The sequence below is a fragment of the Saezia sanguinis genome (assembly GCF_003991585.1).
Classification (GTDB): Bacteria; Pseudomonadota; Gammaproteobacteria; order Burkholderiales; family Burkholderiaceae_C; genus Saezia; species Saezia sanguinis.
Genome location: NZ_PQSP01000001.1, coordinates 831,684 through 852,043, shown reverse-complemented (window position 1 = coordinate 852,043; position 20,360 = coordinate 831,684). Strand labels below are relative to the sequence as shown.

22 protein-coding genes and 1 other RNA gene are annotated in these 20,360 nt (G+C 49.1%); 14 read left to right on the top strand and 9 right to left on the bottom strand.

Annotation, left to right across the window (positions count from 1 at the left end; all coding sequences use genetic code 11):
• Positions 1-16 precede the first annotated feature (16 nt).
• Complete coding sequence (locus CUZ56_RS03885) at positions 17-448, bottom strand: GFA family protein (protein WP_126978361.1); 432 nt, start codon at positions 446-448, stop codon at positions 17-19.
• A 233-nt stretch (positions 449-681) separates the two neighbouring features.
• Here CUZ56_RS03885 and CUZ56_RS03880 point away from each other — a divergent pair, with 233 nt between their 5' ends.
• The 5 genes from CUZ56_RS03880 (at position 682) to CUZ56_RS03860 (ending at position 6,244) form a co-directional block, all read left to right on the top strand.
• Complete coding sequence (locus CUZ56_RS03880; RefSeq protein ID WP_126978359.1) at positions 682-2,034, top strand: DUF945 family protein; 1,353 nt, start codon at positions 682-684, stop codon at positions 2,032-2,034.
• 163 nt (positions 2,035-2,197) lie between these two features.
• On the top strand, positions 2,198-3,550 hold the full coding sequence (locus tag CUZ56_RS03875) for a DUF945 family protein (RefSeq protein ID WP_126978357.1): 1,353 nt from the start codon (positions 2,198-2,200) through the stop codon (positions 3,548-3,550).
• A gap of 232 nt (positions 3,551-3,782) precedes the next feature.
• On the top strand, positions 3,783-4,436 hold the full coding sequence (locus tag CUZ56_RS03870) for a deoxynucleoside kinase (protein ID WP_204250809.1): 654 nt from the start codon (positions 3,783-3,785) through the stop codon (positions 4,434-4,436).
• Positions 4,437-4,583: 147 nt separating this feature from the next.
• Complete coding sequence (locus CUZ56_RS03865) at positions 4,584-5,231, top strand: DUF47 domain-containing protein (RefSeq protein WP_126978352.1); 648 nt, start codon at positions 4,584-4,586, stop codon at positions 5,229-5,231.
• A gap of 2 nt (positions 5,232-5,233) precedes the next feature.
• Positions 5,234-6,244, top strand: a complete 1,011-nt coding sequence (locus CUZ56_RS03860) for an inorganic phosphate transporter (protein ID WP_126978350.1) — start codon at positions 5,234-5,236, stop codon at positions 6,242-6,244.
• Positions 6,245-6,326: 82 nt separating this feature from the next.
• On the opposite strand, the gene CUZ56_RS03855 is transcribed toward CUZ56_RS03860, so the two are convergent.
• Positions 6,327-6,794, bottom strand: a complete 468-nt coding sequence (locus CUZ56_RS03855; protein WP_126978348.1) for a multidrug/biocide efflux PACE transporter — start codon at positions 6,792-6,794, stop codon at positions 6,327-6,329.
• Positions 6,795-6,909: 115 nt separating this feature from the next.
• On the opposite strand from CUZ56_RS03855, the gene CUZ56_RS03850 reads away from it, so the two are divergent.
• The gene (locus CUZ56_RS03850; RefSeq protein WP_162615243.1) at positions 6,910-7,803 is read left to right on the top strand and encodes a LysR family transcriptional regulator; all 894 of its coding nucleotides are present in this window, start codon (positions 6,910-6,912) and stop codon (positions 7,801-7,803) included.
• A 48-nt stretch (positions 7,804-7,851) separates the two neighbouring features.
• Here CUZ56_RS03850 and CUZ56_RS03845 read toward each other — a convergent pair whose 3' ends face one another.
• On the bottom strand, positions 7,852-8,376 hold the full coding sequence (locus CUZ56_RS03845; protein WP_204250808.1) for a GNAT family N-acetyltransferase: 525 nt from the start codon (positions 8,374-8,376) through the stop codon (positions 7,852-7,854).
• A 242-nt stretch (positions 8,377-8,618) separates the two neighbouring features.
• On the opposite strand from CUZ56_RS03845, the gene rpsP reads away from it, so the two are divergent.
• The 4 genes from rpsP to rplS all read left to right on the top strand — a co-directional run bounded on the left by rpsP (position 8,619) and on the right by rplS (position 11,036).
• Positions 8,619-8,900: a 30S ribosomal protein S16 gene (gene rpsP, locus CUZ56_RS03840; RefSeq protein WP_126978342.1), complete on the top strand. Its 282-nt coding sequence runs from the start codon at positions 8,619-8,621 to the stop codon at positions 8,898-8,900.
• An 81-nt stretch (positions 8,901-8,981) separates the two neighbouring features.
• A complete protein-coding gene (gene rimM / locus CUZ56_RS03835; protein ID WP_126978340.1) occupies positions 8,982-9,635 on the top strand; it encodes a ribosome maturation factor RimM in 654 nt (217 codons plus the stop codon).
• 99 nt (positions 9,636-9,734) lie between these two features.
• Positions 9,735-10,526 carry a tRNA (guanosine(37)-N1)-methyltransferase TrmD gene (gene trmD / locus CUZ56_RS03830; protein WP_126978338.1) on the top strand — a complete coding sequence of 264 codons (792 nt, stop codon included), beginning with the start codon at positions 9,735-9,737 and terminating at the stop codon, positions 10,524-10,526.
• A 105-nt stretch (positions 10,527-10,631) separates the two neighbouring features.
• Entirely contained in the window at positions 10,632-11,036 is a 405-nt protein-coding gene (rplS, locus tag CUZ56_RS03825; protein WP_126978336.1) for a 50S ribosomal protein L19, read from the top strand.
• Positions 11,037-11,140: 104 nt separating this feature from the next.
• Here the strand turns inward: rplS and CUZ56_RS03820 are convergent, their stop codons facing one another.
• From CUZ56_RS03820 to CUZ56_RS03795, 6 genes are all read right to left on the bottom strand, one after another.
• Entirely contained in the window at positions 11,141-11,662 is a 522-nt protein-coding gene (locus CUZ56_RS03820) for a hypothetical protein (protein ID WP_126978334.1), read from the bottom strand.
• A gap of 198 nt (positions 11,663-11,860) precedes the next feature.
• An RNA gene (gene rnpB / locus CUZ56_RS03815) (RNase P RNA component class A) lies at positions 11,861-12,187 on the bottom strand.
• Positions 12,188-12,612: 425 nt separating this feature from the next.
• The gene (pyrC, locus tag CUZ56_RS03810; protein WP_126978332.1) at positions 12,613-13,662 is read right to left on the bottom strand and encodes a dihydroorotase; all 1,050 of its coding nucleotides are present in this window, start codon (positions 13,660-13,662) and stop codon (positions 12,613-12,615) included.
• A 96-nt stretch (positions 13,663-13,758) separates the two neighbouring features.
• Positions 13,759-14,493 carry an amino acid ABC transporter ATP-binding protein gene (locus CUZ56_RS03805; RefSeq protein ID WP_126978572.1) on the bottom strand — a complete coding sequence of 245 codons (735 nt, stop codon included), beginning with the start codon at positions 14,491-14,493 and terminating at the stop codon, positions 13,759-13,761.
• A gap of 20 nt (positions 14,494-14,513) precedes the next feature.
• Positions 14,514-15,188, bottom strand: coding sequence for an amino acid ABC transporter permease (locus tag CUZ56_RS03800; RefSeq protein WP_126978330.1), 675 nt, complete (start codon positions 15,186-15,188; stop codon positions 14,514-14,516).
• The gene (locus CUZ56_RS03795) at positions 15,188-15,931 is read right to left on the bottom strand and encodes an amino acid ABC transporter permease (protein WP_126978328.1); all 744 of its coding nucleotides are present in this window, start codon (positions 15,929-15,931) and stop codon (positions 15,188-15,190) included. The genes CUZ56_RS03800 and CUZ56_RS03795 overlap by 1 nt, the downstream gene beginning before the upstream one ends.
• 813 nt (positions 15,932-16,744) lie before the next feature.
• Between CUZ56_RS03795 and CUZ56_RS03790 the strand changes: the two genes are divergently transcribed.
• From CUZ56_RS03790 to CUZ56_RS03775, 4 genes are all read left to right on the top strand, one after another.
• Positions 16,745-17,140, top strand: a complete 396-nt coding sequence (locus tag CUZ56_RS03790; protein WP_126978326.1) for a response regulator — start codon at positions 16,745-16,747, stop codon at positions 17,138-17,140.
• Positions 17,141-17,324: 184 nt separating this feature from the next.
• A complete protein-coding gene (locus CUZ56_RS03785) occupies positions 17,325-17,690 on the top strand; it encodes a response regulator (RefSeq protein WP_126978324.1) in 366 nt (121 codons plus the stop codon).
• Between the two features lie 48 nt (positions 17,691-17,738).
• Positions 17,739-18,272 carry a chemotaxis protein CheW gene (locus CUZ56_RS03780; protein ID WP_126978322.1) on the top strand — a complete coding sequence of 178 codons (534 nt, stop codon included), beginning with the start codon at positions 17,739-17,741 and terminating at the stop codon, positions 18,270-18,272.
• Positions 18,273-18,555: 283 nt separating this feature from the next.
• The gene (locus tag CUZ56_RS03775; protein ID WP_239441999.1) at positions 18,556-20,340 is read left to right on the top strand and encodes a methyl-accepting chemotaxis protein; all 1,785 of its coding nucleotides are present in this window, start codon (positions 18,556-18,558) and stop codon (positions 20,338-20,340) included.
• Positions 20,341-20,360: the final 20 nt, after the last annotated feature.

The window sequence follows — 20,360 nt, the reverse complement described above, 5'->3', positions numbered from 1 at the left end:
TTGCCGCTGGCGGCATTTATTCTTCAGGTGCTGCAAACATGGCCATGACCTGCGCTTCTGTCATGGTCTGTGTGGGGTTGGCAAAGCTGAAATATGCGGGTTTACGGTCAATGTAGATTTGTGAGACAAACTGCACCTGGTCGTCTTGGATATCGTCCAGCAGCCCAATGGGCAGAAAGTAATCCTGTGTTGCTTTGACGCGGTAAAACAGGTGTGTGCCACAGTTTTTGCAAAAGCCCCGCTCGGCCCATGCAGATGAATCGTAAACCTGGATATATTCTTCGCCTTCAAACTGGACACTTTTACCAGCATCAACAGACATGAGCAGGCTGCCGCTCCATTTGCGGCACATTCCGCAATGGCAGGCATACACCTGCGAATTGAATGCTCCCAATTTGACTTTGATTTTGCCGCATAAACAACTGCCGTTTGCCTGTCTGGTGTCCATTTATTGCTCCTTATAAGTTGTCGGTGGCCGGGTATTAACATTGAAACAATGACGTTTGTATCAAAGGGGCGGGTGTCCTATTTGCTTTTATGACATGTAAAAAAAGTACCCATATTTTGAAAATACCTGTATGCAACATAACATAAGTGCATGAAAAATAATAGACTTGCTGATTAAAAATTACTTACATATAATTAACGCATATATATCGCAAGAAAATACATGTGAATGTTATGAAAACAAAATACTTGTTAATTGGTATTGTGGCGTTGGTTTTTATATATTTAGCAGGTGCCTGGTGGCATGGTTGGTATTTCGAAAAACGTTACAACGAGCAAAGAATCAGAATAAACGCCTGGCTGCTGGAATCTGCACCAGGCATCAGTATCATTGAGTCGAGCTATCAGCGAGGGTTTTTCAATTCATCTGCGCAGTTTGTGCTTGAAGTGGATATGCCCCCAATTTTTGATGATGCGAATAAGGCATCTTTCGGCGGGGCTGGCAAACCTGTGCGTATTGTTTTTGAACATCAGGTCCGTACAGGCCCCTGGCTGGGGCGCCAGGGGGTGGGGTTGGCCAGAGTAGAAACGCGTGCTCACTTTGATCCGGCCAGCGTTTCACCCGAGTTGATTCAATCATTGCAAGGGCAGGACCTGGGAACAGGGCAGACGAAAGTTGGTTATTTGAACAGTTTCGGGACGGAGGTTTATGTGACTCCGGTTCACATGGATGCCGGGCAAATACAGCTTCAGTTTTCTGGTATGCATGCCAGAGTTCAAACACATCAGTCTGGATCGCTGGTGGATATGAGTGTCAGGCTGCCTTACGTGCTTTGGAGCGATGCAAAGCGTCATGCGTATTTGCAGGTTGATAATTTGCTGTATGAATCATTGAATGGCAGAGCCAACATATTTTTCTGGACAAGCGATCAGAAATTAACCCTGGATGGCCTGCGTTTGGGTTCCGAGGGTATGGATATCGATATTGCTAAATTGCACTTGATGGTGCAGGAAAATAGTGAAGGGGATTTTATCTCTCCTGTCATGAATTTCGAAACCAAAGGCGTGTGGTCGGGGCGTCCGTTTCAGTTGTCATTTAATTCGAAGATGAATCGCTTGTTCTCCCCGGCAATTGATGCATATGCAGCCACATTAGAGCTATGGTCGAAGACAAGCGCGTTTAGCGAAAAAGGGATGGCATTGTTTGCACAGCTTGAAGAGCATCTGGCAGATATTTACAAAAGATCACCTTCTTTTTCAATCAACGTTGCATTTGTCTATGATGGAAAAACTGCCGACTATTCAGCGCAAATACAGGTGGACTCCATATCAGATGGAGATTTGAAGCGCATGCCATTGCCAATGGTGTTGATGAGTAAGATAAATGGTCAGAGCAATTTTCAGGCTTCTGCATCATTACTCGCAGAGGATATGCTGGGTGAAGTTGTATATCCTCAGGTTTTGGCCCTGATCGAGCAGGGATTTTTGGTGAAAAGAGGAGATCTGCTGGTGTCTGATTTTTCTTACCAGCAGGGCGTTACACAGGTGAATGGGAAAACAATAGGGTCCACTTTGGCTGCTTTTTGATCATTGCCATGCCATATAAAAAATGTCTTATTTGTGCCAATTTAATGATGAAAGGAGGCTATTTGTTACATGGAAAATCCAAAATCAAAGAAAATTGTCTGCTGATGGGTGTTTTCTTTAAAAAATAATTTTTATTTTACGTATCAGTGCATGTGAGGAGATTATGAAGGCGAAGACGCTGCTGGTTGGAACTGTGGTATTGGTTGGGGTTTATTTAGGAGCTGCTTTTGGCAGCAGCTTTTATATTGAGAAACGTTATCATGAGGAAGTTGTTGAAACCAACATATGGCTGCAGGAAAACATGCCTGATGTGCGTGTAACGGAATTGAGTTACCACAGGGGGCTGTTTGACTCTCAGGCGCAATTCGCTGTTGAGTGGGATGTCCGTCGGAGCTATTTGCGCCAGGACGAGTTTTACGAAACGCCTTTTGAACTGCCGCAAAAGCCAATCCGCATTATTGTGGATAATGACATTCGCACAGGCCCCTGGCTGGGAAGCAAAGGCCTTGGATTAGCCAGGATTGATACGGTTGCCAATTTTGACCCGGCGCATGTTTCGCCGCAGATTGTGCAGTCGCTGCAGGGGCAGAACCTGATAACAGCGCAAATTAAAATCACCTACTGGAAAGATTTTTCAACCGATGTCTATGGTGCCGCTTTCGATCTGGATAATGGTGATACACAATTTCAATATAACGGGGTGGCTGCACAATTTCAGACCCGTCGTTTTGGAACCAAAGCAGACCTGTCTGTGAATTTTCCGTATCTGCTGCTGACCCAGCCGAGCACCCAGTCTCAATTATTGATTCATCAACTGACTTATCAGGCCCGTGACAGTGAGGTGGGTGATATTGTCACGTGGTGGAATGGCAATCACAATCTGGCACTGGAAAGGTTTTTGATCGATGGGGGAAAACCGGAGCAGCAATTTGATATTAACAAAGTGCTTTTGGTCAGTGAAGAGCGGCGTGACGGTGATTTTGCCTCATACAAAATGGAAATCAAGTTTGATGCCAAAGTCATGGGGAATTCCATGCAGGTGAACCTTTATTCCAGACTGGATAATATCAACGTGCCTGTGATGGAGGAGTTTTCAAAACAGTATGAAGCTGCCGGAAACTCGCCCCGGGCGCAACAGGAAGCGATGAGAATCATGGAGAGCAGGGCTGCGGATATCTTCAAAGCGTCACCGGCATTTATCATTGATCCTTTTACAATTACCTATAATGGGCAAACCGCTGAATCTCACGTGGATATCAGAGTTGCAAGCATTACTGCCGACGATTTGAAACGCACGCCATTTATGGCGTTACTGATGACCAGGCTCAGTGTTCAAATGGATTTCCGTGCGCCTGCCTCAATGCTGACACGTGAGATTCTGGGGCCAAAGTTATATGCTCAGTTGCAGGAACGGATTCAACAAGGTGCTTTGGTCAACAGAGGCGGAATGGTGACATGGGACTTCTCTTATCAAGGAGGCACTGCGATGATGAATGGAAGGTCTCTTGGCCGGTGATGGCGCATTAGCTTTTTCATATTTGTACGTTTTGATGGGTGGGGCGGTTACGCAGTGCGTGATCGCCCTGTTATTTTGGTGATGCGGGCGTTCAGCTTTGCATATATTTTGCGTACGATATCCGGGAGCCCTGCGGTTTTTTATACCGGCCTGAATTTGCCTGGCAGAGAAGTATGATAAAAACGGCTAAGTATGTATGCATACAGATTCATGTCACAGTGAAGGGGATAATGTGTCAAAAGTTCTGGAACGGTTTCCGCATATTGTGATTGAGGGGCCGATTGGGGTAGGTAAAACCTCGTTGGCGGAGAAGCTGGCTTCTGTACTGGGTGCAACGCTTGTGCTGGAAAATGCGGCGCAAAATCCTTTTCTGGGGCGTTTTTATGAAACTTCCGGGGCCAGCCATGCGCTGGCGACACAGTTGTACTTCATGTTTCAGCGCCTGGACCAGCAGCGCAATGAACAGGCGTGCCTGGCTCAGGGGCAAAGAGTTGTCGGGGATTATTTGTTTGAGAAGAACGATGTTTTTGCCTGGCTGACACTGGATAAGGAAGAGTACGCTTTATTTCAGCGCATCCACCATGATGTCATACCTGCCGAGGTTGCACCGCCGGATCTGGTGATCTGGCTGCAGGCCGAGCCGCAAACCCTGCTGGCACGGATTCGCAAGCGCGCAACAACCATGGAAAAGCGCATTGAGCTGCCGTATCTGGAACGGTTGGCAGATGGTTACGCGCATCTTTTTCAGCATTATGAAAAGGCGCCGGTATTTGCCGTGAATACCGAAAACTTCAATCCTATTGATAATGAAGCGCATTTTCATGGATTATTACAGCGATTGGAGGGGTTTCGCGGAACCCGTGGTTTCTTTAACCCCCAGCTATAAAGTGGATTCCTGCCTTATTTTTCGGAAATCATGTGGTTATTTTCATTTAGTCCAGTGGGATGAAAGGAAAATGTCAGGTTTGGTGAAAATTGGGGGAAAGACAGGTTAAACTGTTAGCTTCACACTTGAGAGAAGTTACAACGCTTTATGCTATTCAGCAAATTACTGCCTCGAGAAGGTAACTTTTTCGAACTGTTCAACAGGCATGCAGATGAAATGTATCAGGCTGCCTTATCTTTTTCCCAACTGGTCAGCGAATATGATAATGTTGAAGCGCGTGAGCGTTTGACTGCCGAAATCGCTGAAATTGAACACAAGGCCGATCGCATCACGGCAGAAGTGTTAAGGCTTTTGCACAAGACGTTTATCACGCCCATTGATCGTGAGCAGATTCATTCCATGACGATCGGTATTGATGATGTGGTCGATACCATCCAGCACGTGGCGCAGGCGATGTCGCTTTATGATGTGCATGCCATGACGCCCGAGATTGTGTCAATGACCGATCTGTCCATGAAAGCCTGTGTCTGCCTGAAAAATGCGGTCCAGCCTCTCAAGCAGCTGAATAAAGAAGATGTTGTCAAGGTCGTGATTCAGGCGTGCCAGGAAATTGACAAGCTGGAGTCTGAGGCGGATAAGGCGCAGAGCGTGGCCATCAGCGCACTGTTTCGCAAAGAGCCGGATGTTCGTGAATTGATTAAGTACAACGCCATTTACAGCCAGTTGGAGCAGATTACTGACCGCTGTGAGGATGTTGCCGATATCATCGAAGGCATCGTACTGGAAAATAGCTGATCATGGATGCTGTTACCCTGAGCATATGGGCTGTAGGAGCGTTGGTTCTGATTGCCCTGATCTTTGACTTCATGAACGGGTTTCATGACGCGGCCAATTCTATTGCAACGGTTGTTTCCACTGGTGTGCTCAAGCCCCAGCATGCCGTTGTTTTTGCAGCATTTTTTAATCTGCTTGCCATTGCCGTGTTCCATTTGAGTGTGGCTGCGACGGTGGGTAAAGGAATTGTGCAGGCAGGGGTCATTGACTACCATGTGGTGACCGGCGCTTTGATCGGTGCCATCAGCTGGAATGTGATTACCTGGTATTGGGGCATTCCTTCAAGCTCTTCCCATGCGCTTATTGGCGGTATTGTGGGGGCTGCCTTGGTCAAGGCAGGGCCTTCGGTCATGGTCTGGGGCGGCATCGGTAAGGTTGTCGCCTTTATTTTTGTCTCACCGTTGCTGGGCTTTTTGCTGGGCTCCCTGATGATGGTATTGGTCAGTTGGATCTGTCGCAAACAGGCGCCCGGCAAAGTCGACCACTGGTTCCGGCGATTGCAGTTGGCGTCTGCCGCGGCTTACAGTCTGGGGCATGGGGGCAATGACGCACAGAAAACCATTGGGATTATCTGGATGCTGCTGATTGCGACGGGCTGGTACAGTGCCAATCATGACATGCCGCCTGTGTGGACCATCATCAGTTGTTATATGGCGATTGCTTTAGGCACCATGTTTGGTGGCTGGCGCATTGTGAAGACGATGGGGCAGAAAATTACCAAGCTCAAGCCTGTAGGTGGTTTTTGTGCTGAAACAGGTGGGGCAATGACCTTGTTTATTGCCACATTTTTTGGGATTCCTGTTTCCACGACGCATACCATTACCGGCGCCATTGTCGGGGTCGGCTCCACACAGCGCGCTTCAGCGGTTCGCTGGGGTGTTGCGGGGACCATTGTATGGGCATGGATTTTCACCATCCCTGCATCCGCGCTGATTGCAGCACTGGGGTATGGCATCAGCATATTGCTGTTCTGACGCTTTGAATTCTTTTTCTCACAAATCAGGCCTTCAGTTGCTACTGAAGGCCTGATTTTTTGATGCGGCTCTGTATGTAGGTTCAGTGTGGCCCGCCGGAACTGGCCAGGTGAAAACGCCGGGACGCTATGCGTTTCAGCCGTTTGGCGCGTAAGCGATCGTAAACCAGGTTATAGACATAGGTATAGGGCAGGAAAAAGGCGATCATGCCAATTTCCATCATAAATGCCTGCAACAGTGTAACGCTCAGCCACCATGCGGCCAGCGGCACCACGATCAGGATCAATATCATTTCGAAAAAGCAGGCATGAAGAATGCGTATGCGCGGTGTACGCTTGAATTTCAGTGCGTGTTCAATGCGTTCAAATATGGCGTTGTAGATCATATTCACGGTCATGGCGATGAAAGCGAACATGACGGACAACGCGCCCATCTGCAAAAGGGTCTTGCCCATGATCCATGCGAACAGGGGTGCGCATATGGCTGTTGCAATGATTTCAAACAGCATGGCATGTATGACCAGTTCTTTGGCAGTTTTGCGGGGTTGCATACTTTCCTCTTCTGTAAACTATGTGTACAAAGGCCGTAAATATAACAACTATGCCGATAAAAACAAGTTAATATATATCGGATATTCCGATGATTTGATTTATAAGAAGGGTTGTATGGCGCAATCACTGGATGCATTAACCGCTTTTGTCGAAGCGGCCTCGCAAGGGTCTTTTTCAGCCGCTGCACGCCAACTGGGCAAGAGGCAGTCCACCATCAGCGAGGCGATTGCCAATCTTGAAATTGAATACGGCGTTCAACTGTTTGACAGAGCACACCATACGCCGCATTTGACACATGCTGGCAGGATTTTGCTGCAACATGCCCAGCGGGTTTTGCTTGCCAATGATTCTTTGTCACGTTGTGCCAGCGAACTGGCCCAGGGGCGGCAACTGGAGATGACGATTGCCATTTCCGATATTTATCAGGCAGACGGCTTTACACGGATGATGGCGTTGGTGCACCAGCGTACGCCTGAACTGGCGCTGGAATGTCTGATTGCGGAAGATGCGGATGTAGTCTCGAGTGTGGAGCAGGGTAGAGCCCACATTGGCTTGTTGGCAGCAATGGCGTCATATCCTACCCATATCCGGCATTTCACTTTGGAAGAAACGTCAGAGGTGGTTCTGGTGGTGGCGCCTGGTCACGCATTAGCCCGCTTAAAGCATGTGCGTGCGGCAGATCTGGCACATCACAGAGAGCTGCGCATTCAGTCATTTGAGAAGAGCAATGTGCAACCGCGTTCGAATGCGTGCTGGTCAACGTCGCATTATCTGGTTTTGCTTGAAATGGTCCTTGCCGGTTATGGCTGGGCGCGTCTGCCGAAATGGCTGGTTGAAAACTATGCCCCTGCTCGTCTTCATGAACTCGGTGTGCCGGGCTGGCCAAAGCATATTGCCATTGATGTCATCTGGTCCAGCCGGTATGCAGTCGGGTCCGTCAGTGCCTGGTTGCTGGCGCTCTTGGAGCAAGGGTTTAAAAAAGAACAGGCATCTGAAGCGCCGCGTTGATGTGCGGTGAATTTTCGTGAGGGTGCAGGGTGTGTGCGATAGGTTAAATCAGGTTTGAGGCGGTGCGGATTTGTCACCCATGCCTAAAGCGCGTTGCATCGTGACAACATCCAGCCATTTGTCGAATTTCCAGCCTGCTGCACGCATGATGCCGGTATGCTCAAATCCCAGAGCGGTATGCAGGCCAATGGAGCCCCGGTTGTCCGAGTCCCCGATGACGGCCACCATCTGGCGGGCACCCCGGAGTTCGCACTGGGTGATGAGCTCTGCCAGCAGTGCACGGGCAATGCCTTTTTGATGCATGTCCTGACGCACATAAATGGAGTCTTCCACGGTATAGCGGTATGCTGGGCGCAGACGAAATGCGCCAGCATAAGCGTAGCCGACCACTTCATTTTGAAAAATGGCTACCAGATAGGGCCAGCCCTGCTGAAGAATGCTTTTTCTGCGCATCCGCATTTCCTCCAAAGAGGGAGGATCAGTTTCAAAGCTGCCCGTATTGTTTAAAACGTGGTAGGCGTAAATAGCGGTAACAGCCGGCAAATCATCTGAGGAGCAGGGTCGAATCAGCATTTGAATTCTCATACAACAAACAATTGACTTTGCGCTATAATAGCGCCTTCTGCGATGTTAGCTGACCAAGGGGTCATGCACGTGTCTCGGCATCGCGAGTATAAAACAGTAATGCATATTTACGCTGATACGGACTGAAAAAGTAAATATCGTTTCTGTTGTGCCTGCCAAGAGCACCTGGCTGCCTAGTATCTAGGGTGGCATCAGGTTGCATTATCAGGTTAATCAAGGATTTTGAAAATATGGTCGTTATTCGCCTTGCCCGTGGTGGCTCTAAAAAGCGCCCTTTTTACAACATTGTTGCTGCTGATTCACGCAATCGCCGTGATGGCCGCTTTATTGAGCGCGTTGGTTTTTATAACCCGCTGGGTTCCGGTCAGGCTGAAGTTTTGCGCCTGTCGCTGGACCGCGTGAACTACTGGAAAAGCGTTGGTGCGCAACTGTCACCGACAGTGGTGCGTCTGGTGAAGCAAGCTACCCAAAATGTGGCTGCTGCTGCTCCGGCTGACCAGGCTGCAGCCTGATCGTTACAAACGCTGACATGCCATAAGGCATGGTTGCAAATACCTCCTGATGAGGGTGTTTTGCACCATGCCTTTTTCTATATGACAAAGATGAGTGAATCCAATTTACCCGATGATGCGGTTGAAGTGGGCCGTATTGCAGGCGCCTGGGGCGTCAAGGGGGCGGTGCGTGTACTGCCCTACAGTGCTGAGGCGGATGTACTTTTCTCTGTTGACCAATGGTATTTTTTACCACCCGAGCCTCGGTTTGCCAAAACGGCGAAAACAGCAAAGACGGCTGAGAGTTTATCGGGCCGGGGCAGGCAGGCACGGTCTCTGGCAGGGCAGAAGACAGAGCCATGGCCCGGTATGCTAACCGTGCAGCAGATTCGTGAGCAGGGGGATAGCATCATTGCATTGCTTCAGGAGATTCCTGACCGCAATACCGCCGAGCTTTTTAAGGGAGGGCGGATTTTTGTTTGCCGCCGCGATTTCCCCGAGTTGGAAGAGGGTGAGTTCTATTGGGTGGATTTGATCGGATTGCAGGTTGTGAATCAGCAAGGCGCTGTACTGGGGCAGGTGACCGATCTGATGAGCAATGGTGTTCAAAGCATTTTGCGCATTGCCTATGAACAGGCAGATGTGCAGGGTGTTCCCCGGCAGGCTGAACGGTTGATTCCGTTTGTTGATGCGTATGTGGGGAATGTGGACTTGCAGTCGGGTGTCATTCATGTAGACTGGGAAACTGATGACTGAGCTTCTTGTCACTGCCGTGCATGATGAGCGGATTTAAACCGCTTTTGTGATGCCAGATGGCAGAGAGTTCCATACACTGCAAATTGGAAAGCCAGATACGTGCGTTTTGATGTTGTTACCTTATTTCCAGAATTGTTCGCCCCCTTTTTGACGCAGGGGATTACCCGCCGGGCATTTTCCTCCGGCATGGTTGATGTGCACATGCATCAACTGCGGGACTTTACCGAGGATAACTACCACCGTGTGGATGACCGTCCTTATGGTGGCGGGCCCGGCATGGTGATGCTGGCGCAGCCGCTGGAGCGTTGTATTCAGCATGTTTATGCGCAGTGCGCTGCGCAAGGGGGCAACCTGCCCCCTGTGTTGCTGTTTTCACCGGCCGGCCGGCCGATGACGCATCAGATTGTCAGCGAGCTGGCGCAGGGGGCTGGTGCAATTCTGTTGTGCGGGCGCTATGAAGGCATTGACCAGCGCTTTATCGACCATTATGTTCAGATGGAGTTGTCGTTGGGCGATTTTGTGCTCTCTGGCGGTGAAATTCCCGCAATGGCTCTGCTGGATGCTGTGGCACGGCTGCAACCGGGGGTGCTGGGGGATGACCTTTCCAGCATTCAGGACAGCTTTCATCCCGTGCATGATGGTTTGCTGGATTATCCCCACTATACGCGTCCTGAGAGGCTGCTTTTTCAGGAGGAGGGGGATGCACAGGCGGTTCCTTCTGTGCTGTTATCTGGTGATCACGCCAAAATTGCACGCTGGCGCAGAGAGCAGCAGCTTCAACTGACCTGGCAAAGGCGGCCGGAGCTTATTGAGAAGGCGCTGAGCCAGGGGTTGCTGGATCGAAACGATAGAGACTTTCTGGAAAAGATAGGTTATAATAAAAGGCTTTGATCCTCTACCAGTCTTATAAGAGATTCAGGATGCATATTGCAACGATGAATCTCTTTCCATAATTTCGCAACAAAAGCTGGATATGATCGACATGGAGAAAAGTAAATGGATCTGATTCAGACCCTTGAGCAAGAAGAGATTGCTCGCTTGAACAAAACTCTGCCTGAGTTTGCCCCCGGTGATACCGTTGTGGTCAGTGTGAATGTGGTTGAAGGCACACGCAAACGTGTACAGGCTTATGAAGGTGTTGTGATTGCAAAACGCAATCGTGGCCTTAATTCCAGCTTTATCGTGCGCAAAATCTCCAGTGGGGAAGGCGTGGAACGTACATTCCAGTTGTATTCACCGCTGATTGCCAAGATTGAAGTGAAGCGCCGTGGTGATGTACGCCGCGCCAAGCTGTACTTCCTGCGTGAGCGTTCTGGTAAGGCTGCACGTATTAAGGAAAAACTGGTGCGTTCTTCTGCAGCAAAACAAGCGGCGGATGATTCAGCAGCACAAACGGAATAATATTCAGCAGAAAATAGTCTGCTGATGATATTCAAAAAGCCACCTTATAGGTGGCTTTTTGTATGATACGGTTAAATTTTGACCAAAGCTGATATGGATAGCTGTCAATAATGAAGCCAGGCCCGCAAGTCACCCCGGCTGTTGCTGTTAACACGTACGGAATCGGGTGGGTCTTCAAAAATGTGGTCAATGCGGGCAATATTATTGAGGTGTTGATAAGGGGCAATGACTTTCGGGGTGGTATCCATGTGAAAATTGCCATAATTCACATACTCGTAAAAGACGTCTTGCTCTGAATTATTCAGAATCAGTATTCTTTCGATCTCATCGGGTGTGATGGTCAGGGAAGCGCCGTTATTCAGATGCAATGTCTGGGGGGTGAAAACAAAGTTGTATTCATACTGACCATCGCTATTTGTCACGATCAGCATTCTTTTTGCCAGTAAGTCGATATAAATGTATGCAAGTCCGCCTAACAGAATCACAATGACAAAGTATATGCCGCTGAAAGTCTGGAATTTTTTCAGATTTTCCCGTGTGAGTTTCTTGATGGTGAACAATGCCGCAAGCGATATTAGCAGAGCGCCACCAATGATCAGCGCATAAAAAAGTGTAACGTTTATCATAGGTTATAAATAAGTGAGGGTTATTTAAGCTGGGTAGCAGTGTCAAATGCTGCACCGTGGTGCATTTTAGGTGCGATGCATAAGCGTCTCAATGGGCATATTGCACATTTTGCTTGTATTTTTAGGGCAGGGTGTGCCGCGCTCAGATGGGGGGATGAGACAGGTGAGAGGCAGGGAAGTTGTGGAAGAAAAGAAGAAGTGTAAAGCAGGCCTGTAGGCCGGATTCTGTGCATCATGAGACTCATGATGTGACCGTTATTCATCTGGGCTGCCCATCGCTGAAACAGCTCAATGCCACCTACCCGCCAGCTCCGCGGAGCCGCATCAATGCTGGCCTATTTGGTGTTGCTGCACGTAGAGATTGCCCGTTTCACCCCTGCCACATCAGCGGCAGGACTCGTCTCTGTTGCTCTGATCCTCGCCTCACGGCGGAGAGGTATTACCTCCTACGTTGCCCTGTGCAGTCCGGACCTTCCTCCAGTACCACCTTTCGGATACGGTACCAGCAACGGTCTGGCCTGCTTTACAGGTGTTGATTATCCTCTTTTTTGTAGAAAAATAAAAGAAATTGGTTTAATTTTATGTATTTTATTTAAATTTGGTAGCATGTTAGTGACAGTTCAGCGATCTGACGGGATGGGGCGGGGATATTCGCTCCCAAATCCGGGCTGAAAGGACGCTTTCATTTGATCTGGCGCAAAGATGGTGCCAAGCCCCCTATGGCATACTTGCTCCATGTTCAGTTGATGCTTTCCTGTCTCCTGGAAAGATTTGCTGAGCAGACCATAGCAGTGCCATGCTGCCATGGTGGGCACAAAGGTGGTCCTGCCTTTGTGCGCTCTTGTGGGGGAATTGTTCCGGACTCTTTGGAGTCCGGTTTTTTTTGCCTTTTCAGGAAATGCCTGGTTGTATACCCTCATGGTGCGCAGCATGAGAGTAATGACAGGGCTTTATGGCTGGATTTGCCAGTTCAACTGGGATTCGCCACACAATGGTTTCAACTGGGCGGCGCTGTGCTGCACAGGGATGGATTCGGGAACCGTCCATGGTTGTTTTTTCAGGGTGACAGTTCCTGTATTGCGTGGCAGGCCATAAAAGTCAGCGCCATAATGGCTGGCAAAGGCTTCAAGCCGCTCAATTTTTGCAACCTCATCAAATATTTGGGCATAAAGCTCAAGTGCGCTGAATGCCGAGTAGCAACCTGCACATCCAACAGCGGCCTCTTTCAACGAGGCCAAATGGGGGGCGCTGTCCGTACCCAGGAAAAATTTAGGGCTGCCACTGGTAGCGGCCTGTACCAGGGCCAGCCGGTGCTCTTCGCGTTTGAGGATGGGCAGGCAGTAATAATGGGGCCTGATACCACCGGTAAACAAGGCATTGCGGTTAAACAGCAGATGTTGTGGTGTGATGGTTGCTGCCACAAATGAATCTGCACTTTCGACGTAATCAACCCCATCTCGAGTGGTGAGGTGCTCCAGAACGATTTTTAATTCGGGAAAGTCGTTTCTCAGCGGGATAAGGACTCGCTCAATGAACTGGGCTTCGCGGTCGAAAATATCGACCTGAGAGTCTGTGACTTCTCCATGAATGAGCAATAACAGCCCGTGTTTTTGCATGGCTTGTAGAGTCACATAGGTTTTGCGTATGTCTGTAACGCCGGCATCGCTGTTGGTGGTGGCGCCTGCCGGGTAGAGTTTAAATGCCACAACGCCAGCCTGTTTGGCGAGTATTACTTCCTGCGCAGAGGTGTTATCAGTCAGATAAAGTGACATCGATGGCGTGAAATCAGTGCCTGGGGGCAAAGCCTGCAAAATACGCTGGCGGTAAGCGACTGCCTGCTCGGCGGTGGTGACGGGTGGGCGCAGGTTAGGCATGATGAGCGCGCGGGCAAATTGCCTGGCCGTGTGTGGCAGTACGGTTTCAAGCATCTGCCCGTCCCGTACATGCAGGTGCATATCGTCAGGGCGTGTCAGGGTGATGGTTTGGGGTTGTGGGCTCATATCTGCTTCACAGGGTTATTGACCAGAAGGTGTGTTGTAAACAAAACCCCGCTTGAGCGGGGTTAAAAGAAAAAGAATATGAGGATTATACCGGCATCAATGCTGGAGAATTTTGTTTAAAAAGTCCTTGGCACGGTCGCTTCTGGCTTCGGGGTTTTCAAAAAACTCTTGACTGGAGCAGTCTTCCAGGATTTTGCCCTGGTCCATGAAAATGACGCGGTTGCTGACTTTGCGGGCAAATCCCATTTCGTGCGTAACACACATCATGGTCATGCCTTCGTGTGCAAGCTGAACCATGACGTCCAGCACTTCACCGACCATTTCGGGGTCAAGAGCAGAAGTGGGCTCGTCAAACAGCATGACAATCGGATCCATGGACAAGGCGCGGGCAATGGCAACACGCTGCTGCTGCCCGCCGGAGAGCTGGCCCGGGTATTTGTCTTTATGTGCACTCAGGCCCACGCGCTCAAGGTATTTGAGGCCGTGTTCCATGGCTTGTGCTTTGCTGCGCCGCAGAACTTTCATCTGCCCAAGGGTCAGATTCTCGGTAATGGTGAGGTGCGGAAACAGTTCAAAGTGCTGGAATACCATGCCGACATGGCTGCGCAGTTTGGGCAGGTTGGTTTTAGGGTCATGTACTGCAACGCCGTCAACCCAGATTTCCCCTTTCTGAAAAGGCTCCAGCGCATTGATGGTTTTAATCAGGGTGGATTTGCCTGAGCCTGATGGGCCGCAGACGACCACAACTTCGCCTTTATCAATGGTGGTGCTGCAATCAGTTAGTACCTGGAATGCTCCGTACCACTTGGATACATTTTTAATATCAATCATCATAGTGGATGGTCTCCTGATTAGCGAATAATGGCAACACGCTTTTGGTAGGCTTTGACAGCACGGGAAAGCGAGAAGCAGATAATGAAATAGACGACGGCAGCCAGCAGATAGGCCTCTACCGGGCGGCTGGTGTTAGAGCTCAGGACGCTGAACCCTTTAAGCAGGTCATAGGCGCCAATCACATAAACCAGCGAGGTATCCTGAAACAGGACAATCACCTGTGTCAGAAACACGGGGATCATGTTGCGAAATGCCTGAGGAAGCACAATCAGCCGCATGTTCTGGCCATAGGTCATGCCCAGTGCCTGGCCGGCCTGGCTTTGTCCCGATGAAACGGACCGAATACCGGCGCGGACAATTTCAGAGAAGTAGGTAGCCTCAAATAGCACGAAGGTAATGATGGCGCATGTTTCTGCAGCCAGCGGATGCCCAAGCAGGAACGGCACAACCAGGAAAAAACCAAGCAGTACAAGCATCAGCGGCATGGAGCGCAGGCCATCAACGTAGATGGCGGCAGTCCATTGCAGTACTTTAGAGTTGGATAAGCGCATGAGCGCAATGATGGTTCCCAGGAAAATCCCGCCGATAGTGGCAACAACAGTTAAAAGAAGGCTGAAGCCAAGTCCTTTTAAGACGTATGTGGATATCAGGTTCCAGTTTTCTGGCGCAAAGAAGGTGTAATCAATATTCATCAGTGACCTCCTGCAGCGCCAGAAGCGAATCCGGGAATTCTCATGCGTTTTTCGATAAAACGCATGACCCTGTTAAATCCAAATGCCGTAATGATGTACAGAATAGCCACAGCAATGTACAACTCAAAAATGCGCTGTGTTTCTTCCATTGCCTGGGTCAGGAAGTTCATGAGTTCTGGCAAGCCTGCAAGCACCATGGCGACAGTTGAGTTTTTCACGATGTTCATGGCTTCGGATGTGAGCGGCGGCATGATGATGCGTGTGGCGATGGGCAACAGAATGTAAAAATAGGTTTGAAATGTGTTGAGCCCTAATGCCCTGGCGGCATCACGTTGTCCGCGGGGAATGGCCTGTATGCCAGCCCTGACCTGTTCTGCCACTCGGGCCGAGGTGAAGAAGCCCAGTGCACACACCGCCATGATGAAGGGGTGTGGCCTGAGAATTTGAAGTGCAGGAATCACCTGGGGTATGACAAACATCCACAGGAACATTTGTACCAGCACAGGGACATTGCGGAACAATTCCACCCAGGCGTTGCCAAAGACGAGTAAAAAGCGGTTTACAAATCCTTTATTTGGTAGCGTTCTAATGGTGCCAATGACGCCGCCGGCAAATAAAGCAATGATCCATGCAACAGCCGCAATGGCAAACGTCCAGCCCCAACATTTAATCAGAACCTGTAAATATGCTTGCCCGGTGTAATCCTGTTGCAGGAAAATCCCCCAGTCCCAGTTATAGTTCATTTCATTGTGCTCCGTTCTTTAAAAATCGACAGGGGTGTATGTCATGGTGCTGTTATTGTTGAAATGCGAATTAGTTTCATCTGCTTTTTATACCTATGCCGCCGGTGAGCCTATAAGACGCATGCGGACGCAGAGGTTGGATGCAGCTACGTTGCTATAGCGTGCTTGGTAATACCGTTGGAATATGTGTAAAAAGCAACTAAATATGATAAAACGATTTTTAATTGCGTGCATTAATCCAGGATTTTTTAATGTAATTTGATAAAAATTGATAAAAATCAAATAGATAAAAATGATTGACTTCAGTTTGAAACTGAATAGCCCTATTTGGGTACAAACATTAATGAAGGGTATAAAACACAATGCGGGTCTGCTTGTGTATTGTTTTTTGTGAGTCAGGCAGGCGTTGGAGGCTGGCGGAGAGCGGATTTTTCCGCATGTTTTTGTTCACAAATGTTGTGAGATAGAAATAGCCGGTGTATGAGGCCACTTTCTGGCATGAGTTCCTGCTATATGAGAAAGGTGGAGTATTGTTGTTTTTTTGCACTGCGGAATAGAAAACGTCATATGATGGAAAAGTCCTTGTCATTGTTTAGTTAACAAGTTTTCGGTATATTGTTGTAATAACTCAAAAAATTAGTGTTGTATGTATTGTTACAGGGCAGTGGCATGAAAAAGGCCATTTAGAAATGGCGGCTGGTGTAGAATTTACACCTGACAAAACGAGGAAGGCTCTTTTTCATATAAAGAGATGGGGGGTGAATATGTTATGCGGCATTTCATCTGTTTTTGAGATGCAAAAAGGAGATTGATGTGGCTCAACCAAGTCTAAGCGGGAAAAAAATATTGGTTGTGGACGACAGCAATACCATTCGACGCAGCGCAGAGATTTTTTTGAAACAGGCTGGCTGCGATGTTTTGCTCGCAGAGGATGGCTTTGATGCGTTGTCGAAAGTTTATGACTATCAGCCGGATCTGATTTTCTGCGACATTCTGATGCCCAGGCTGGATGGTTATCAAACCTGCGCTATCATTAAACGTAATGAAAAGTTTCGCTCTGTCCCTGTTGTCATGCTTTCATCCAAAGATGGCGTTTTCGACAAGGCACGCGGACGTATGGTCGGCTCGGACGATTACTTAACCAAGCCTTTTACCAAAGGTCAGTTGATCACGGTGGTGGAGCAACAAATGGGCGTGGACCATTCGTGATGTTATGATGCATTATGCGGCTCATGAAACAAGTTTTGTTTATCAGCGGTGTTGTTTGCAGATGTGGGGACGTGACACGTTGTTGTGTTGAACTGAATGACAGTGAGTCACGGACAGTATGTTTATGTTGGGGTTATAAAGTTGATTCTTTGTAACAAAATAGTAAAACCATTATTGAGATATCATGGCTATTCATAATATTTTGGTTGTTGACGATTCCAAAACAGAGTTGGTGTATCTGTCTTCCATATTAAAACAGCACGGTTATGCGGTACGTACGGCTGAAAATGGAGAGGAAGCCATGCAGCGCTTGCAAGAGGCTGTGCCCGACCTGATTTTGATGGATGTCGTTATGCCTGGAATAAACGGGTTCCAGTTGACACGTGCGATCAAGCATAACCCTGACTATGCCAAAGTACCTGTGATCATGTGTACCAGCAAAGACCAGCCGACAGACCGCTTCTGGGGGTTAAGGCAGGGCGCTTCTGACTATCTGACCAAACCTGTTGCGGCAGAGGCGCTGTTGGCGAAAATTTCTGCTCTGAGTTGATGCCAAAAACATATAATCGGTTATGAGAGAGATGAGGGAGTAGCGCATATGCCCAAGCAGTCATTGGTAGAGTTCCAGACTCAGTTGATGCAGCGTTTGCAGACAGCTGAGGCGGCTGGTGACGTGGCAAGCTGGCTGGCGATTGAGGTGCTTGGTCATAAATACCTGTTGCCACTGGTGGAAGCCGGTGAAGTGGTTTTGCTTTCGACGATTTCACAGATTGAGTCCGTGACGCATACCAAGCCCTGGTTTGTCGGGGTGGTTAATCTGCGTGGGGCACCTTTTGCCGTGATTGATCTGGCCGGGTGGCTGGGGTTGCGTAAGGGTAAGCCGGATTTACAGTATATGGCGCGTCATAATGCGTCTATTGTTGCTTTTAACCCATCACTTGAGATGAGTTGTGCATTACTGGTGGACCGTTTGGCCGGTCTGCGTAATGACAACGATTGGAGTGTGGCACAGGCGCCGGAAGGAATGGATTATTCAGCCGAATATCTGGCTGATCAGCAAGGACAGGTCTGGCAGATCATGCGGATGTCTGACTTGGCCCGTGATGAATACTTTTTATCAATAGAATCATAAGGATATGTTTGTAGTGGGGCGAAAGTTCAGGAAATTTAGGGGTAATTTATAAACTGTTTTGTGCAGTTGAAAAAACAGAAATTGAGCGAGCAACAATAATAATTGAAATATATGATCCAGCCGTACATTGCCTTTGTCAAAAAGGGCAGGTGGCTGTTGCATATGTTATTGAATTTGAATCAAGGATGCTGTATTGATTTGTCAGATCGGCACCTTTTATAGATAATTGTAAAAGTTTACTATGTTAATCAGCCGTGACACGGCCTCTTCGCAAGGACACAGTATGTCTCAAGGTGATGAAAATAACTTGGATACACCAACAGAGTTGACAACCGTATTGGGTGAGTATGTTTCATCTAGCTCCAAAGAAAAAGGCGCTAGCTCATCTGCATTGATCGTCTTAATCGTGATGGTCTTTGTGTTGTTAGGGATTGGTGGCTATATTTATATGCAGATGATGCAGATGTCGCAGACACAGTCGCGTTTGAGCGAACTGCAGGCACAGGTGCAAAAGACATCATCTTCAGCGTCAATGGTCCTGTCCGGTAAAAGCGATAGCTGGAACGCACTGAATACCCAGGCGACGCAGCTTAACAACCTTTGGAACGAACTGCTGGAGCCTCACAGAAGTGAACTGACGGATTCGGAGCCTGATTACGGGGCGTTCAGAAAAGCGGTCTCGGATCTGCAGACCAGAAAAGATGCCCTTTCCAGAGCGTTTGATTCGATGACCAACAGTTCCTCTGTGGCGTGGGAGGATATTGACGAGGCGCGCGGGCGTGTCGGTACCATTGCAAGCACCGCAGACAGGTTGAATGCCTCTATTCAAGAGGCCGGGCAGAAGATACAGGAAACTGCTCAGAAACAGTTGTTGATTCTGGCGGCTGTGGCGCTGGTTGCGGCATTGATCATCGTGGTTCTGGCAATTATTGTGATCAAGCAGATTTCAACGGTCAGACGGGGGCGTGGCCAGGAAATGAGCCAGTTGAACGCCCTGGTGGAGGACTTGCAGTCCGAAGCCGAGCAGCAAAGGCACGCGGCACAGGAACAGGTGGCTGCGGCACGCCGTGTGAACGAAGCCAATCAGGCTGCTATTTTGCGCTTGATGAACGAGTTGCAGAATCTGGCGGAAGGGGATCTGACGCAGCAGGCAACGGTGACGGAAGATATCACCGGGGCTATCGCTGACTCGGTGAACTATACGGTGGAAGAGTTGCGCAACCTGGTTGCACAGGTGCAGGGTGCTACCGAGCAGGTGTCAAAAACCACAGCGGTCGTGGAGTCAACTTCGACAGAACTGCTGGCCTCTTCTGACGAGCAGTTGCGTGAAATTCGTGAAACCGGTCAGTCCGTGCTGGATGTTGCGGCGCGTATTAACAACGTGTCTACCCAGGCGCAACAGTCTGCGACGGTGGCCCGTCAGTCTCTTGAGGCGGCGGAAAAAGGGATGCAGGCTGTGCAGAATGCTATTGGTGGTATGAATACCATTCGCGATCAGATTCAGGATACAGCCAAACGTATCAAACGACTGGTGGAATCATCGCAGGAAATTGGTGAAATTACCGACCTGATTGCCGACATTACAGAGCAGACCAACGTGCTGGCCTTGAATGCCGCTATTCAGGCAGCATCTGCCGGTGAAGCGGGACGCGGGTTCTCTGTGGTGGCAGAAGAAGTGCAGCGTCTGGCGGAGCGTTCTGCGGATGCAACGCGTCAGATTGCAACGCTGGTGAAAGCCATTCAGGGCGATATGCAGGATGCCATGGCCGCTATGGAACGTTCAACACGTGGTGTGGTCGAGGGGGCACGGCTGTCAGATGAAACAGGTACGGCGTTTACTGAAATTGATTCTGTGACCCGCAGGCTGGCATCGCTGATTCAGCAGATTGCTGAGCAGACCCAAAACGAAGCCGTCGTTGCGAACGGTGTGGCAGAAAATATTCAGCATATTTTTGCTGTGACAGAACAGACAGCGGATGGGACCAGGTCCACGGCACAGCAGGTGCGTGAACTGGCGCGAGTTGCTGAGCAACTGGAAAGGTCAGTGGCCCGGTTCAGGATTTCCTGATTTTGACTCAATAACTTCTG